The organism is Quadrisphaera setariae, assembly GCF_008041935.1.
Classification (GTDB): Bacteria; Actinomycetota; Actinomycetes; order Actinomycetales; family Quadrisphaeraceae; genus Quadrisphaera; species Quadrisphaera setariae.
Genome location: NZ_VKAC01000001.1, coordinates 320,149 through 336,024, shown reverse-complemented (window position 1 = coordinate 336,024; position 15,876 = coordinate 320,149). Strand labels below are relative to the sequence as shown.

The 15,876-nt window shown below is 75.2% G+C and carries 14 protein-coding genes; 11 read left to right on the top strand and 3 right to left on the bottom strand.

Annotated elements, in window-relative coordinates:
* Window positions 1–37: 37 nt before the first annotated feature.
* The 5 genes from FMM08_RS01605 to FMM08_RS01585 all read left to right on the top strand — a co-directional run bounded on the left by FMM08_RS01605 (window position 38) and on the right by FMM08_RS01585 (window position 6,492).
* Window positions 38–973, top strand: a complete 936-nt coding sequence (locus tag FMM08_RS01605) for an SMP-30/gluconolactonase/LRE family protein (protein WP_147924559.1) — start codon at window positions 38–40, stop codon at window positions 971–973.
* Between the two features lie 62 nt (window positions 974–1,035).
* Complete coding sequence (locus tag FMM08_RS01600; protein ID WP_369431644.1) at window positions 1,036–2,667, top strand: acyl-CoA carboxylase subunit beta; 1,632 nt, start codon at window positions 1,036–1,038, stop codon at window positions 2,665–2,667.
* Window positions 2,664–2,921 (top strand): acyl-CoA carboxylase epsilon subunit, encoded by a 258-nt coding sequence (locus FMM08_RS01595; RefSeq protein WP_147924558.1) that lies wholly within the window; start codon window positions 2,664–2,666, stop codon window positions 2,919–2,921. The genes FMM08_RS01600 and FMM08_RS01595 overlap by 4 nt, the downstream gene beginning before the upstream one ends.
* A 420-nt stretch (window positions 2,922–3,341) precedes the next feature.
* Window positions 3,342–5,459, top strand: coding sequence for a TPM domain-containing protein (locus FMM08_RS01590; protein ID WP_147924557.1), 2,118 nt, complete (start codon window positions 3,342–3,344; stop codon window positions 5,457–5,459).
* A gap of 1 nt (window position 5,460) precedes the next feature.
* Entirely contained in the window at window positions 5,461–6,492 is a 1,032-nt protein-coding gene (locus tag FMM08_RS01585; RefSeq protein ID WP_147924556.1) for an SMP-30/gluconolactonase/LRE family protein, read from the top strand.
* Window positions 6,493–6,536: 44 nt separating this feature from the next.
* On the opposite strand, the gene FMM08_RS01580 is transcribed toward FMM08_RS01585, so the two are convergent.
* Entirely contained in the window at window positions 6,537–7,511 is a 975-nt protein-coding gene (locus FMM08_RS01580; RefSeq protein WP_187279458.1) for a methyl-accepting chemotaxis protein, read from the bottom strand.
* The gene (locus FMM08_RS01575; RefSeq protein ID WP_147924555.1) at window positions 7,508–8,044 is read right to left on the bottom strand and encodes a PAS domain-containing protein; all 537 of its coding nucleotides are present in this window, start codon (window positions 8,042–8,044) and stop codon (window positions 7,508–7,510) included. Before FMM08_RS01575 ends, FMM08_RS01580 begins: the two co-directional genes overlap by 4 nt.
* 185 nt (window positions 8,045–8,229) lie before the next feature.
* On the opposite strand from FMM08_RS01575, the gene FMM08_RS01570 reads away from it, so the two are divergent.
* The 6 genes from FMM08_RS01570 (at window position 8,230) to FMM08_RS01545 (ending at window position 14,843) form a co-directional block, all read left to right on the top strand.
* On the top strand, window positions 8,230–8,952 hold the full coding sequence (locus FMM08_RS01570) for a PspA/IM30 family protein (protein ID WP_147924554.1): 723 nt from the start codon (window positions 8,230–8,232) through the stop codon (window positions 8,950–8,952).
* Window positions 8,953–9,103: 151 nt separating this feature from the next.
* Entirely contained in the window at window positions 9,104–10,831 is a 1,728-nt protein-coding gene (locus FMM08_RS01565) for a DUF885 domain-containing protein (protein ID WP_255471934.1), read from the top strand.
* Window positions 10,832–11,124: 293 nt separating this feature from the next.
* Window positions 11,125–12,615: a dicarboxylate/amino acid:cation symporter gene (locus tag FMM08_RS01560; protein WP_147924553.1), complete on the top strand. Its 1,491-nt coding sequence runs from the start codon at window positions 11,125–11,127 to the stop codon at window positions 12,613–12,615.
* A gap of 19 nt (window positions 12,616–12,634) precedes the next feature.
* Complete coding sequence (locus FMM08_RS01555; RefSeq protein WP_147924552.1) at window positions 12,635–13,132, top strand: GNAT family N-acetyltransferase; 498 nt, start codon at window positions 12,635–12,637, stop codon at window positions 13,130–13,132.
* Between the two features lie 11 nt (window positions 13,133–13,143).
* Complete coding sequence (locus FMM08_RS01550) at window positions 13,144–13,803, top strand: Maf family protein (RefSeq protein WP_147924551.1); 660 nt, start codon at window positions 13,144–13,146, stop codon at window positions 13,801–13,803.
* Between the two features lie 62 nt (window positions 13,804–13,865).
* Complete coding sequence (locus tag FMM08_RS01545) at window positions 13,866–14,843, top strand: TIGR03557 family F420-dependent LLM class oxidoreductase (RefSeq protein ID WP_147924862.1); 978 nt, start codon at window positions 13,866–13,868, stop codon at window positions 14,841–14,843.
* A 68-nt stretch (window positions 14,844–14,911) separates the two neighbouring features.
* Here the strand turns inward: FMM08_RS01545 and FMM08_RS01540 are convergent, their stop codons facing one another.
* Window positions 14,912–15,805, bottom strand: coding sequence for an SDR family oxidoreductase (locus tag FMM08_RS01540; protein WP_255471933.1), 894 nt, complete (start codon window positions 15,803–15,805; stop codon window positions 14,912–14,914).
* Window positions 15,806–15,876: the final 71 nt, after the last annotated feature.

Sequence of the window (15,876 nt, the reverse complement as noted above, 5' to 3'; positions counted from 1 at the left end):
CTGCGCGGTCGTCGTCGTCCTCGCCTAGCGTCGAGGGGTGCCCACCGCCGAGCAGCTGACCGCGCCGATCGCCGAGCACGGGGAGGGCCCCGTCTGGGACGCCGACGGCGGGCGCCTGCTCGCGGTCGACCTGGAGCAGGGCGACCTCCTGGCGGTCTCCCCCGGCGGGTCCACCGCGAAGCGCCACGTGGCCGACGCCCTGGCCTGCGTCCGCCCCCGCACGGGCGCCGCGGGCGACGGCTGGGTCGTGGCCGCGCGGCGCCGTTTCGCGCTCGTCGAGAGCCTGGACGACCTGCTGTCAGGGCGGGAGGAGCCGCACATGCTCCCGGCGCTGTGGGACGACCCCGACCTGCGCTTCAACGAGGGCGGCTGCGACCCGCAGGGCAGGTTCTTCTGCGGTTCGATGGCCTACGGCGGCAGCGCGAAGGGCGGCCAGCCGGTCGGGGTGCTGTGGCGGCTCGACCCCGACGGCAGCGCCCACGTCGCGCTGGAGGGGCTGACCATCCCCAACGGCCTCGCCTGGAGCCCCGACGGGCAGCGGGCCTACCACGTCGACTCGCCGTCGGGGGAGGTCTCGCTGCTGCACGTGGCGCCCGGCACGGGCGAGGTGCTCGACCGGGAGCCGTGGGTGCGGCTGGCCGACGTGCTCGGCGCAGACCCGGGTGGTGTGCCCGACGGGCTCGTCGTCGACGCCGAGGGCGGCGTGTGGGTGGCGCTCAACGGCGCAGGGGCCGTCGTCCGCCTCGACGCCGGCGGGGGCCTGAGCGAGCGCGTGGACGTCGGCGTGCCCGGCGTCACCGCCTGCACCCTCGGCGGGACCGGTCAGGACGACGACGGCACGCGCGGCGGGGCGGTCCTCTACGTCACCACCTCCACGCAGGGGGTCGACCTGGACGCCCACCCCGCCTCGGGCTCCGTCTTCGTGCTCCCCGTGGAGGTGGCCGCGCTGCCGCCGCTGCGGTTCGACGGCTGAGGCCGCGGTCCACGACGGCTGAGGCCCGTCGGACGCGACCTGGCTACCCTCGCGGGGTGACTGTGATTCGCGGGACCGACGGCGGACCCACCACCTCCACCGGACCGGACCTGCGGACCACCGCCGGCAAGCTGGCGGACGCCCGCGCCCGGCGCGAGGCCACCCTGTCCCCCGGGTCGGCGCGGGCCGTGGAGCGCCACCACGCCAAGGGCAAGCGCACCGCCCGCGAGCGCCTGGAGGCGCTGCTCGACGAGGACAGCTTCGTGGAGGTGGGTGCGCACTCCCGCGCGCTGTGGGGAGACCCCTCGCAGGGCTCCCCCGAGCGTCCGCCGACGGACGGCGTCGTCGCCGGCCACGGAACGGTGGACGGGCGCCCCGTCGTCGTCTACTCCCAGGACTTCACCGTCTCCGGAGGGTCGCTGGGCGAGGTGCACGCCTCGAAGATCGTCAAGGTGATGGACCACGCGCTGCGCGTGGGCTGCCCCGTCATCGGCATCAACGACTCCGGCGGCGCCCGCATCCAGGAGGGCGTCTCCTCCCTCGCCGGGTACGGCGACATCTTCCTGCGCAACGTGCGCGGGTCCGGCGTCGTCCCCCAGGTCTCGCTGATCATGGGCCCGTGCGCCGGCGGCGCGGTGTACTCCCCCGCCATCACCGACGTCGTGGTCATGGTCGAGGCGACCTCGCACATGTTCGTCACCGGCCCCGACGTCATCCGCACGGTGACCGGCGAGGACGTCGCCATGGAGGAGCTCGGGGGCGCGCACACGCACAACGCCGTCTCGGGCGTCGCCCACCACATGGCGCCGTCGGAGGACGACGCGATCGCGTGGGTCAAGGACTGGCTGGCGCACCTGCCCAGCAACAACCTGTCCGAGGCGCCGGTGCTGGCGCCCCTGGACGACACCGACCCGCTGCTCGTCACCGACGCCGACCTCGAGCTCGACGCGCTCGTGCCCGACTCCGCCAACGTCCCCTACGACGTGCACGAGGTCATCGCGCACGTCCTCGACGACGGCGAGCTGCTCGAGGTGCAGGACCTGTTCGCCCCCAACGTGGTCGTCGGGTTCGGGCGCGTGGAGGGGCACTCCGTCGGCGTCGTCGCCAACCAGCCCGCGCGGCTGGCCGGCACCCTCGACATCGACGCGTCCGAGAAGGGCGCGCGCTTCGTGCGCCTGTGCGACGCGTTCGGCATCCCCGTCATCACGCTGGTCGACACCCCCGGGTTCCTGCCGGGCACCGAGCAGGAGTGGAACGGCATCATCCGCCGCGGCGCCAAGCTGCTGTACGCCTACGCCGAGGCCACCGTCCCGAAGATCACGGTGATCACGCGCAAGGCGTTCGGCGGGGCGTACATCGTCATGGGCTCCAAGCACCTCGGCGCCGACGTCAACCTCGCCTGGCCCACCGCGCAGATCGCCGTCATGGGCGCCCAGGGCGCCGTGGAGATCGTGCACCGCCGCACGCTGGGCGCCGCCGCGGAGCAGGGCCACGACGTCGCCGCGGTGCGCGCCGGGCTCGTGCAGGAGTACGAGGAGCGCCTCGCCAACCCCTACGTGGCGGCCGAGCGCGGCTACGTCGACGACGTCATCGAGCCGTCGGCCACCCGCGCCCACGTGGTGCGAGCGCTGCGCGCGCTGCGCACCAAGCGCGAGCAGCTGCCCGCCAAGAAGCACGGGAACATCCCGCTGTGAGCCTCCCAGGCACGAGCGCGACGTCCGGGCCCACCGGGCCGTCCGAGGACGACGTCGTCAAGGTCGTCGCCGGCGGTCCCACCGAGGAGGAGGTCGTGGCGCTGGTCGCGGCGCTCGCGGCGGCCGCCTCGGTGCGGAACAGCTCGATGGAGCCCGACCCGGGTCCGGACCTGTGGGCCGACAAGCCCACGCTGCTGCGCGTGCCTCCGGCGCCGGGTCCCGGCGCCTGGCGCGCCGCCGCCTGGCGCCGCTGAGGCCAGCCGGTGCCGCTGACCCGGTGCCGGCGCGCCGGTCCGCCGTCGCTGCTGGCCGCGGTGACCGCCCGCAGGTGACCCCGGTCAGTTGCGGATGCACCGCTGCAGGGACCGCCCGCCGCGACTGACCTCGGTCACGTCCAGAGGTGGCCGCGGTCAGTCGCAGGCGTGCACGACCAGGCTGCAGTGCACGCCGGGCGCGAGCGGCGCTGCTTGGCCGCGCTCGTCGTCGTCCCGATCCGGCCCGCTCCAGCACGGGGTGGCTCTGCGCCGGTCCTGCACCGGCACGGGGGCGCCCTGTGCCAGTTGGACTGGCACAGGGCGCCCCCGTGCCAGCGAGGGACGACGACGACGGCCACCGGGCCCGGCGCAGCGGACGCCCCGTGGACGGCGCCCCGGCGGCCACGGGAGGATCGGCGGGTGCTCCGCACCGCCCGCGCGCGCGGTCTCACCGCCGCCGTCCTCGCCCTGCTCGCCGTGCTCTGGACGGGCGGGCCGGCGCTCGCCGAGCCCCCGCAGCAGCTGGACAGCGCCATCACCGACACCGCGGGCGTGCTCGACGAGGCCGCCACCCAGCAGCAGCTGGAGACCCTGCGCGACGCCGCCGGCATCACGCTGTGGGTGGTCTTCGTCGACTCCTTCGACGGGCAGAAGGGCCCAGACTGGGCGCGGGAGACCGCGCAGCGCAGCGGCCTGAGCGGCAGCGACGTGCTGCTGGCGGTCGCCGTGCAGCAGCGCGCCTTCGGGTACGAGGGCTTCACCGGCGGGCGGCTCAGCCAGTCGCAGGTGGCGTCGGTGATGGACGGTGCCGTCAAGCAGGCGCTGGGTCGCAGCGACTGGAACGGCGCCGTCACGGCGGCGGTCAACGGCCTGGGACGCGCCGCCGACGGCACCGGGGCCGGCTCGGGGAGCGGCAGCGGGTCCGGCACCTCGGACGGCGGGAGCTCGAGCGGCTCGGGCTTCCCGACGGGTCTCGTCATCGTCGGGGTCGTCGTGGTGCTGGGGCTCGCGCTGCTCGTGCTCGGCCTGCTGTCCAGCGCCTCCCGCAAGCGCCGGCGCGCGGGCCTCGTCGGCGGCCCGGGTGGCGCAGGCGGCCCCGGCGGCGTGCCGCAAGCCCCCCCGGTGCCGCTGCCCGAGCTGGAGCGGCAGGCGTCGGCAGCCCTGGTGGCCGCCGACGACGCCGTGGACGGCTCCGACGCGGAGCTGGGCTTCGCCCGCGCCGAGTTCGGCGACGCGGCCACCGCACCGTTCGTGGCCGCCGTGCAGCGCGCCCGCGCGGAGCTGGCGCAGGCGTTCGCGATCCAGCGGCGCCTCGCCGACCCCGGGGACCACCTCGAGAGCAGGCCCCTGGACGACGACGCGCGCCGCGCCCTGCTGACCCAGCAGCTGCAGCACGCGCAGGCGGCCGACGCCGCGCTCGACGAGCAGTCGCAGGCCTTCGAGGCGCTGCGCGACCTCCAGCGCCGCCTGCCCGAGGTGCTGCCCGCCCTGGAGTCCGACCGCTCGCGCCTGGCCGACCGGCTGCCGGACGCGCGCCGACGGCTGACCGACCTGCAGGCGCGCTACGCGCCCGCGGCCGTCACGAGCGTCGACGGGGACGACGAGCACGCCTCGCGCCTGCTCGACCTGGCCGCCCAGGGCCTGGCCACCGCCCGGGAGCGCCAGGCGGCGGGCGCGAACGGCGAGGCGGCCGTGGCGGTGCAGGCCGTGAGGGACGCGCTGCGGCAGACCGGTGAGCTCCTCGACGCGGTGGACGCCCTCGCCCGCGACCTGCAGACCTCGGTGGACGCGCTGCCCCGCGCCCTGGCCGAGCTGGACGCCGACCTGGCCGAGGCCCGCGCGGTGCTGGGCGCCGGCGGTGGAGCGGCCAGCAGCGACCTGGCCGGCGCGGTGGGGCGCGCCGAGCAGGCGGCGTCCACGGCCCGCACCGACGGGCCTCGCGACCCGCAGACGGCGCTGCGACGCGTGCACGAGGCCGACAGCGCGCTGGACGCAGCGCTGGCGGGCGCCCGCGAGGAGGGCCAGCGCGCCTCCCGCGCCCGCGCCCAGCTGGAGCAGGCGCTGCCGGCGGCACGGGCGGAGGTGGCCGCGGCCCGGTCGCTGGTGCGCACCCGCCGCGGTGCGGTCGGCGGGCAGGCGCGGGCGCTGCTGGCCGGCGCCGAGGAGCAGCTCTCCACCGCCGAGCAGCTCGCCGGCTCCGACCCGGTGCGGGCGCTGGCGGCGGCGCAGCAGGCCGACGCGATGGCCGAGCGGGCCCAGCGCGAGGCCGACGACGACCTCGGCAGCTGGTCGGGCTGGAACGGCGGCGGTGGGGGCTACGGCTCCGCCCCGACCAGGGGTCGGTACGGCAGCAGCGGATCCTTCGAGGGCGCGGTCATCGGCGGCATCCTCGGCGGGATCCTCTCCGGGGGCGGTGGCGGCCGCAGCGGCGGCTTCGGCGGCAGCGGCAGCTGGGGCGGCGGAGGTGGAGGCTTCGGCGGGGGCGGAGGCTTCGGCGGTGGTGGCGGAGGGTCGTTCGGCGGCGGGGGGAGCTTCTGACATGGGGACGACGAGCAGCGGGCCGAGCAGGTCGACGCACGACGACGGGGGTGACGCCACTGCCGGGGCCGGAGGTGTCGACGGGGTCGACGCGTCCCTGGTGCCCCTGCTGGCTCCGGGTGCGCGGCTGGAGCACCTCGTGGGCGGCTCGACCTGGACCGAGGGGCCGGTGTGGCTGCCGGACGAGGGCCCGGACGGCGGGGTGGTGAGGTTCAGCGACATCCCCGGGGACCGGATCCTCTTCTACGAGCCGGGCACGGGTGCCAGCGGCGTGCACCGCAGCGGTGTGGAGCACACCAACGGGCGGGCGCGCTGGCCGGGCGGCGGCGTGGTGCAGTGCTCGCACGGGCGGCGCCGGGTGGAGCTGGAGCAGCCGTCCCCCGAGGGCCCCGGCGGCGAGCCGCTCGTGACCGAGCTGGTCAGCCGCTGGCGCGGGGCGCGGCTGAACTCCCCCAACGACGTGGTGGTCGACCGCCGCGGGTCGGTGTGGTTCACCGACCCGACCTACGGGCTCTTCCAGCCCAGAGAGGGCCACCCTGGCGACCGGGAGTACGGCGGCTGCCACGTCTTCCGCCTCGACCCCGACGGCGAGCTGGAGGCCGTCGCCACGGACCTCGAGCAGCCCAACGGACTCGCCTTCTCCCCCGACGAGACCCGCCTGTACGTCGCGGACACCGGGAAGATCAGCGACCGCGCTGGCGACAGCGCCCACCACGTCCGCGCCTTCGACGTCGTGGTCGGCGACGACGACCGCCGGCGCCTGGCCGGCGGAGCCGTGCTGCACGTGTGCGAGCGAGGTGTGGTCGACGGCTTCCGGGTGGACTCCGAGGGGCGGCTGTGGTGCTCCAGCGAGGACGCGGTGCTCGTGCTGGCGCCCAGCGGTGAGCTGCTGGGCCGCGTCGCGGTGCCGGAGGTGGTGTCCAACGTCTGCTTCGGGCCGGAGAACGCCTCCGGCGGGCAGGACCTGTACGTGACGGCGTCGACGTCGCTGTACCGGATCTCCACGGCCGTGCGCAGCGCCGAGCCCCGCTGAGCGGGCGGCTCAGCGGGGCTCGGACGGGCCGCGGACGGGGCGCGTCAGCGGCGCATGCCGCTGAGCAGGTCCACCACCTGCGCCTCCAGCTGGCGGGCCGTGTCGGCCAGGCCGCGCACGCGGCCCTGGGCGGCGCTGTCGCCGCCGTCGACGGAGGTCGCCATGTCGGCGATGACCTCGCTCATCTGCGCGATGGTGTCGACCACCCGCGTGATGACGGCGACGGCGGAGCCGCTCGCGGTCTGCACCGCCTCGACCTGCTGCGTCACCTGCTCGGTGGCGCGGCCGGTCTGGTCGGCGAGGTCCTTGACCTCCGAGGCGACCACGGAGAAGCCCTTGCCGGCCTCGCCCGCGCGCGCCGCCTCGATGGTGGCGTTGAGCGCCAGCAGCCGGGTCTGGGAGGCGATGGAGTCGATGACGGCCACCACCTCGCGGATCTTGTCGGACGAGGCCGACAGGTCCTCCATGGTGCGGCGGGCCGCGTCGGCCTCGTCGGCGGCGTGCCGGGCCGACGTGGTGGCCTGCGCCGCGGCGGCGCTGAGCACCTGCGTGGCCGCGCCCACCTCGCGCGTGGTGGAGACGGCCGAGGCCTCGAAGTCGTCGGCGAGGGCCAGGCGGGCCACCCCGGCGCGGGCGACGTCCTCGGCGCCGCGGCGCACGGCGTCACCGCCGGCGTTGATGGTGACGGCGGCGGTGCGGAACGACCCGGGCATGCCCCGCAGGAGGAAGCGGCGGTGGAAGCGGCCCTCGGCGGCCGCGGTCAGCGACGCGCTGGACTCGCGGACGAAGGCGTCGGCCACGTCGAGCGCGGCGTTGACCTCGTTGCGCAGGGCCGCGAGGTCGGCGGCGTCGGACGCGTCGGCCATGCCGGGCACGGAGCGCACGCGGGCCTCGAGGTCACCGGAGGCGGCCGCCTGGCAGGTGCGGCGCACCTCGGCCAGCAGGGCGCGGTGGACGGCCAGCTCAGCAGCCGCGCCGCCGGTGGTGGCGGCTCCGCCGCGGCGGAACAGGGGGCTCACAGGGCACCCGCCAGCTGCGGCTCGAGGGACCACACGAACTCGTCGTAGGAGCCGTGGGAGCGGGCGACCAGCTGCGCCATGAGCTCGGCGCCGGCGGCCGTGGCGGCCTTGCCGCTGGAGTGCCGGGCCTCCTCGGCGAGCACCTGCTGGTAGACGGGCTTGATGGCGGCCAGCGCCTGCGGGTGGGGGCTGCGGCGGTTGGAGTGGTACCCGACCACCGCACCGGACGCGTCGAAGGAGGGCGTCACGTGGGCGAGCACCCAGTAGTGGGCGCCGTCGGCAGCGAGGTTCACCACGTAGGCGAAGAGCTCCTGCTTGGCCTGCACCGTGTCCCAGAGCAGCTTGAACACCGCTCGGGGCATGTCGGGGTGCCGGATGATGTTGTGCGGCTTGCCGATCACCTGCTCCTCGGTGAACGCACCGATGCGCAGGAACGACTCGTTGGCGTAGGTGATCCGGCCCTGCAGGTCGGTCTTGCTCACGATGAGCTCGTCCGCCCCCAGCGTCCGCTCCACCCCTGAAGGACTGGGCATGGTGTCTCTTCGGAGGGAGACGAGATCCACTGAAGAGCGCGCGATGCGCTGCCCATGACGTTCCTCCGAGGAGGGACAGCGGGTGGGGACGCCGGCCTGTCTGGCGGCACCTCCCGAGGGTCGGCCATGCTGGCTCCCGCGGCCCTCCGCAGACGCGGTCGGCCTGGCGCGACGTGGGAGATGGCATGGCGCAGCAGTCGCTGCTGGGACGGGTCGGACAGCTGGTCAGGGCGAACATCAACGCCCTGCTCGACCAGGCCGAGGACCCGCAGAAGATGCTCGACCAGATGGTCCGCGACTACACGCAGGCCATCCGCGAGGCCGAGCAGTCCGTGGCGCAGACCATCGGTGACCTCCGGCTCATGGAGGACGACCACGCCGAGGCCGTGTCCACGGCGAAGGAGTGGGGCGGCAAGGCCGGCGCCGCCAGCCGCAAGGCCGACCAGCTGCGCGGGGAGGGCAACGGCACCGAGGCCGACAGGTTCGACCAGCTGGCGCGGGTGGCGCTGCAGCGCCAGATCGACGCCGAGGACCACGCCAAGGGCTTCGAGCCGCAGATCGCCTCGCGCACCGAGGTGGTCGAGAAGCTCAAGACCGGCCTGGAGGGCATGCGCCGCAAGCTGGAGGAGCTGAGGTCCAAGCGCGACGAGCTGGTCGCCCGCTCGCGCATGGCCGCGGCGCAGTCCCAGGTGCACGACGCGGTGAAGGCGGTGGACCTGCTCGACCCCACCAGCGAGGTATCCCGCTTCGAGGAGAAGGTGCGCCGCGAGGAGGCGCGCGTGCGCGGCCAGGAGGAGCTGGCCGCGTCCAGCCTCGACGGGCAGTTCGAGGCGCTCGAGGCCGACGGCGACCAGACCGAGGTCGAGCTGCGCCTGGCCGCCCTCAAGGGCGGCACCTCCACCGACTGACGCCGCCACCCCCGCCGCAGCCGGGCGCCCGGTCGCGGTTCCCGGGCCCCCTGGGACCGCGACCGGGCGCCCGGCTGCGGTCGCGGCGCGTGAGCGCTGCGGCCCGGGCACCCGACGGCCGTCCCCCGCCGTGTCCGCCTAGCGTGGAGGCGTGACCTCGAGCCCTGACAGCACCGACGAGATGCCCCGCCGCACGCCCTCGGCCGTCGACGCCTTCGCCGACCGGTACCTCGAGGAGTCCGTGGTCCTCGACCCGGACATGCGGGTCTGGTACGGCCTGCCGGGGCGCACCGACGAGCCCACCGACGCCTCCCCCGAGGGCGTCGCCGCCCGCGCGGAGCACGCGCGCCGCACCCTGGCGGCCCTCGAGGCGCTGGCGGCGGACCCGTCGGTGCCGATGGATGCGACCGACGAGGTCACCGTCGCCGCGATGCGCGACCGGCTCGGCCTCGAGGTGGCCGTGCACGACGCTGGCCTCGACGTCGGCGTCCTCAACGTCATCGACTCCCCCGTGCAGGGCACCCAGGAGGTCTTCGACCTCATGCCCACCGACACCGCCGAGCAGTGGGCCGCGATCGCCTCCCGCCTCGGGCGGACCGGCCAGCGCCTCGACCAGTACCGCGCGTCCCTGGCGGCAGCGCTGGCCGCCGGGCGCCCGCCCGCGCGCCGGCAGGTGGAGGCCGTGCTGGGCCAGGTCGACGGGTTCGTCGCCGACGACGGCGCCTTCGCGCGCCTCGGTGCGAGCGCCCGCCCCGACGGGGCCGAGCCGTCCGCCGCGCTGGCGGCCGACCTCGCCTCCGGGGTGCGCACGGCCCGCGAGGCGTACACCGACCTGGCCCGCCACCTGCGCGAGGACGTGCTGCCCGCCTCCCGCGAGACCGACGCCGTGGGCCGCGAGGAGTACGCCCTGCTCAGCCGCCACCACGTGGGCGCCACCCTCGACCTCGACGAGGCGTACGCCTGGGGGCTGGAGGAGGTCGCGCGCCTGGAGGCCGAGATGAGCGCGACCGCGCAGCGCATCTCCCCCGGAGCCACCACCCGGGAGGCGATCGCCCTGCTCGAGGCCGACCCGACCCGCCAGGTGGTGGGCAAGGACGCCCTGCAGGCGTGGATGCAGCAGCTCTCCGACAGCGCCGTCGAGGCGCTGGCCGGCAGCCACTTCGACGTGCCCGAGCCGGTGCGGCGGCTGGAGTGCCGCATCGCGCCCAGCTCGTCGGGGGTCATCTACTACACGCCGCCCACCGAGGACTTCTCCCGGCCGGGGCGCATGTGGTGGTCGGTGCCGCCGGGCGTGGAGCGCTTCGGCACGTGGCGCGAGCGCACCACCGTCTTCCACGAGGGCGTCCCCGGTCACCACCTGCAGATCGGGCAGACCATGTACCGCAGCGCCACGCTCAACCGCTGGCGCCGGATGATGTGCTTCACCTCCGGGCACGCCGAGGGCTGGGCTCTGTACGCCGAGCGCCTCATGTCCGACCTCGGCTGGCTCGACGACCCGGCCGACCACCTGGGCATGCTCGACGGCTCCCTGTTCCGGGCGGCCCGCGTCGTCGTCGACATCGGCCTGCACTGCGGGCTCGAGGCGCCGGCGGAGCTGGGCGGGGGGACATGGGACGCCGAGAAGGTGTGGCGGTTCCTGTCCAGCCACACCTTCCAGGCGGAGGAGTTCCTGCGCTTTGAGCACCTGCGCTACCTGGGCTGGCCCGGCCAGGCCCCGGCGTACAAGCTCGGCGAGCGCGTGTGGCTGCAGCTGCGCGCCGAGGCGCAGCAGCGCTCCGCCGCGGCCGGCGGGGAGTTCGACCTCAAGGCGTGGCACCGCCGCGCCCTCGACGTCGGCTCGGTGCCGCTCGACGTGCTGCGCCAGGCCCTCGCCGCCTGACCCCGGACACTGCACGCGAGGTCCATGATCACGGTGGAGGTCCCCGCCCCACCGTGGTCATGGGCCTCCCGTGCACCGTCCCGCAGGGGTGGTGGCCCGAGGGAACAGATGCGGCCGGTGCGTTGCTGGGCGAGGGGTGCGCGCTGCCTGGGAGACCTGCGGGCGCCGGGGCGAGGAGCTGACCCGGCGCCTCCACGTCGACCTCCTGCGCACCGCGAGCGACCGCTGTCGGTGACCGACGGCCCCGCGGGGCCGCACCGCGCCACCCCGTCGCTCGACCCGAAGGCTCCCCCGTGTCCTCTGCTGCTCCTGACGCCCCCGCGCGCCAGCGCTCGTCGTCCCCGCTCGCCCGCCTGACGCGCATCCCGTTCGGCGCGCAGGTCATCGCCGGTCTCGTCCTCGGCGTCGTGCTGGGCCTGGTGGCCCGCACCTTCGGCGGCGTCGACGCCGACGGCGCCCCGGTCAACTGGCTCGTCACCACCCTCGACACCGTCGGGTCGACCTTCGTCACCCTGCTCGTGGCGCTCGTCCCGCCGCTGGTGCTGCTGGCGGTCATCACCTCGATCGCCAACCTGCGGCAGGTGGCGGGCGCCGCGCGCCTGGCGGGCCAGACGCTGCTGTGGTTCGCCATCACCGCCGCCGTGTCGGTGGCGATCGGCCTGACCATCGGGCTGCTCACCGACCCCGGCACCCGCTCCGGTGCCTCGGCCGGGAGCGCCACCTACGACGGCCGCACCGGCTCGTGGCTGGACTTCCTCACCGGCGTCGTCCCGTCCAACTGGCTCGGGCTGGGCGCGAGCACGTCCACGCAGGTCGCCGGCGACTCCGTGACCAGCCTCGCCGTCACCTCGACGACGTCGCTGAAGTTCAACGTGCTGCAGCTCATCGTCATCGCGATCGCCGTCGGCGTCGCCGCGCTCAAGACGGGCGAGAAGGCGGAGCCGTTCCTCGCCTTCGCGCGCAGCGCCCTCGCCGTCGTCCAGACGGTGCTGTGGTGGGTCATCCGCCTCGCCCCGCTCGGGACCGTGGGCCTGCTGGGCACGGCCGTGGCCACGTACGGCTGGGACGCGCTCAGCCCGCTGGGCGTCTTCGTCGTCGACGTCTACGTCGGTCTGGCGCTGGTGCTCTTCGTGCTCTACCCGGTGCTGCTCAAGGCCCACGGCCTCGGCGTGCGCCGCTTCTTCGCGGGCGCGTGGCCGGCGATCTCCCTGGCGTTCGTCTCGCGCTCCTCGGTGGGCACCATGCCCGTGACCGAGCGCGTCACCGAGCGGAACCTCGGCGTGCCGCGCGCGTACACGAGCTTCGCCGTGCCGCTCGGCGCGACCACCAAGATGGACGGCTGCGCCGCGATCTACCCGGCCATCGCCGCGATCTTCGTGGCCGGGTTCTTCGGCGTGGACCTGAGCTGGACCGACTACCTGCTCATCGCGTTCGTCTCCGTGGTCGGCTCCGCGGCGACGGCGGGTCTCACCGGGGCCACGGTCATGCTGACCCTGACCCTGTCCACCCTGGGCCTGCCGCTGGCGGGCGTGGGTCTGCTGCTGGCCATCGACCCGATCCTCGACATGGGCCGCACCGCGGTGAACGTCGCCGGTCAGGCGCTCGTGCCGACCATCGTCGCGAAGCGCGAGGGCATCCTCGACCGCGACCGCTACGACGGCCGCACCGTGCCGACGTTCCTGTCCGAGGGCGAGGAGCGGGCTGCCGAGGCCCGCGCCGCCCAGGGCACCGACGACGCCCTCGTCGGCGCCGGCTCGAACGGCTCCCCCGCCGCCCGCGCCTGACGCTGCAGACTGCGGCCTCGTGAGCACCGAGGTCGTCATCACGCCCGCGCCGCCGTCCGCCCCCGAGGCGGTGGCGGCGCGGGCGTCGTTCTGCGCTGACGTCTCCACCGCCATGGGCGTCACCTGGCAGCTGCCGGTGACCGCGGACGGCGACCTCGCCGCCCCCGGCGGGGCGTTCTGGCTGGCCAGGTCCGTCGAGGGCACGCAGGACGACGACGAGCGCGGCCGCGTGCTGGGCTGCGTCGGCGCCCGTGCCGTCGAGCTGGCCGGCGGGCCGGCCGTGGAGGTCAAGCGCCTGTGGGTCTCGTCCGCGGCGCGCGGCCTGGGGCTCGGCACCCGGCTCCTAGACGTTGCGGAGGGCTGGGCCCGCGCCCGCGGCGCCACGCGCCTCGTGCTGGACACGCGCTCCGAGCTGGAGTCCGCCACCCGCCTGTACCGGCGCACCGGCTGGACCGAGGTGGCGCCCTACAACGACAACACCGACGCCCAGCTCTGGTTCTCCGAGCCCCTCGGCTAGCGTCGCCGCCCGTGACCGCTCCCGTGCGCCTCCTGCTGGCCTCCGCCTCCCCCGCCCGCGCCGCGACGCTGCGCTCCGCCGGCGTGGAGCCCCTGGTGCTCGTCTCGGGCGTCGACGAGCCCGCCGTGGTCGAGCGCTACGGCGTCACCGACCCGCAGGACGTCGCGCTCGTGCTGGCCAAGGCGAAGGCCGAGGACGTCGCTGCTCGCTGGGAGGACGCCGAGGGCGCACCCGACGGCGGGGTGCTCGTCGTCGGGTGCGACTCCGTGCTGGAGCTCGACGGCGAGGCGTTCGGCAAGCCCGCCGACGCGGCGCAGGCCCTCGAGCGGTGGAAGGGCATGCGCGGCCGCTCCGGCGTGCTCCACACCGGCCACTGGCTGGTGGACGCCCGCGAGGACGACGGCCCGGTCACCGGCGCCACGCTCGGGGCCGTCGCGTCCACCACCGTGCACTTCGCCGACGTCTCCGACGCCGAGCTGGAGGCCTACGTCGCCACCGGCGAGCCGCTGGCGGTGGCGGGCGCGTTCACGCTCGACGGCCTCGGCGGCGCGTTCGTGCGCGGCGTGGAGGGAGACCCGCACACCGTCGTCGGCATCGGGCTGCCGCTGCTGCGCGAGCTGCTGGCCGAGGTGGGCGTCCGCTGGACCGACCTCTGGGCGCCCCGCGCCTGAGTGCCGCGGCCGCGGCGGGGTAGGGCCCGCTCATGACAGACACCGCTGGAGGAACCAGCGCCCTGCAGGTCGGCTACAAGCTCGCCACGGAGTCCTTCGACCCGAAGGAGGTCGTCCGGCAGGCGGTGGCCGCCGAGCAGGCGGGCTTCGACTTCGTGGAGATGAGCGACCACTACCACCCGTGGCTGGAGAGCCAGGGGCACTCGGGCTTCACCTTCGCGATGCTCGGCACGATCGCCGCGAAGACCGAGCGGATCGGCTTGGTCACCGGCGTGACGTGCCCGTCCTACCGGTACCACCCGGCGATCGTCGCGCAGGCCGCGGCGACGCTGCAGATCCTCTCCGACGGGCGCTTCACCCTGGGCGTCGGCGCTGGTGAGCGGCTCAACGAGCACGTCATCGGTGAGCCCGCCTTCCGCGGCGTGCACGAGCGCCACGAGCGGTTCCGCGAGGCCCTCGAGATCATCCGCCTGCTGTGGCAGGGCGGGTACCAGAGCTACTCGGGCAAGCACCTGCAGCTGGAGGACGCCCGCGTCTTCGACCTGCCCGAGCAGCTGCCGCTCATCGCCGTGGCCGGCTCGGGCCCGGCGTCGGCGAAGCTCGCCGCCGACCTCGGCGACGGGCTGTTCGGCACCGAGCCGGACGCCTCGTTCATCAGCGACTGGAAGGGCGACGGCGGCTCCGGTCCCGTGTACGGCGAGGTGCCGCTGGCGTGGGCGAAGAGCGAGGGCGAGGCCGTCGACGCCGTCATGGAGAAGACCCGCTGGGCGCTGACGGGCTGGAAGGTGATGGCCGAGCTGCCCAACCCCGTCAACTTCGACGCGGCGTCCGCGTTCGTCACGAAGGCCGACGTCGCGGGGCAGTTCGCGTGCGGCCCGGACCTCGCGAAGCACGTGGCGAACGGTCAGCAGTTCGTCGACGCCGGGTACGACCACCTCGTGGCGCAGAACGCCGGGCCGGACCCCGACGGGTTCCTGGAGTTCGCCGCCTCCGAGCTCATCCCCGCGTTCCGGGCGCTCACGCCGTCGTCGTCCTCCTGAACCCCTCGTGGTCCTGGGCGATCGGCCGCCTGCACGGCTGATCGACCAGGACCACGGGGAGGTGGGGGTCAGGGGGTGGGCATCCCGCCCGTGATCGACAGGGTCGAGCCGGTGGTGTAGCTGGAGTCGTTCGACGCCAGGTGCACGTAGGCCGCTCCGTACTCCGCGGGCTGGCCCGGGCGGCCGAGCGGCGTCTGCGCGCCGAACTCCGGCAGCGCCGACTCCGGCTGGCCGCCCGCCGGCTGCAGCGGCGTCCACACCGGCCCCGGGGCCACCGCGTTGACGCGGATCCCCTTCTCGGCCAGCTGCGCCGCCAGCGCCTTGGTGAAGGCGTTGATGGTGGCCTTGGTGCTGGCGTAGTCGACCAGGGTCGGCGAGGGCTGGTACGCCTGCACCGAGGTCGTGTTGATGATGGAGGAGCCCGCCGGGAGGTGCTTCACCGCCTCCTTGGTGATCCAGAACATCGCGTAGACGTTGGTCTTGAACGTCTCGTCGAACTGCTCCGACGAGATGTCGAGGATCGACTCGCGGGCCTGCTGCTTGCCGGCGTTGTTCACGAGCACGTCGATGCCGCCGAAGGCCTCCACGGTCTTCGTCACGAGCGACGTGGCGAAGGCCTCGTCGGTGATGTCGCCGGGCAGGGCGAGGGCCCTCACGCCCTCCTTCTGGATGATGGCTATGACGGAATCGGCGTCCTGCTGCTCCTCGGGCAGGTAGGAGATGGCGACGTCAGCGCCCTCCCGCGCGAAGGCGATGGCCGCGGCGCGGCCGATGCCGCTGTCACCGCCGGTCACGAGAGCGCGGCGCCCGGTGAGCTTGCCGCTGCCGCGGTAGCTCTCCTCGCCGTGGTCGGGGGTGGGGTCCATGCCCCAGGCCTGGCCCGCGCCGGGCTGCGCCTCCTGGTCGAACTCCGGCTGGGGGTAGCGGGTGGTCGGGTCGATGAGCTCAGGGGTGCTGGTCACGAGCGCCCCCTACCCGCCGGACGCCCCGCCATGCTGATCGACTCCACGACCAGCCGGGCGGGGCGGCCGGC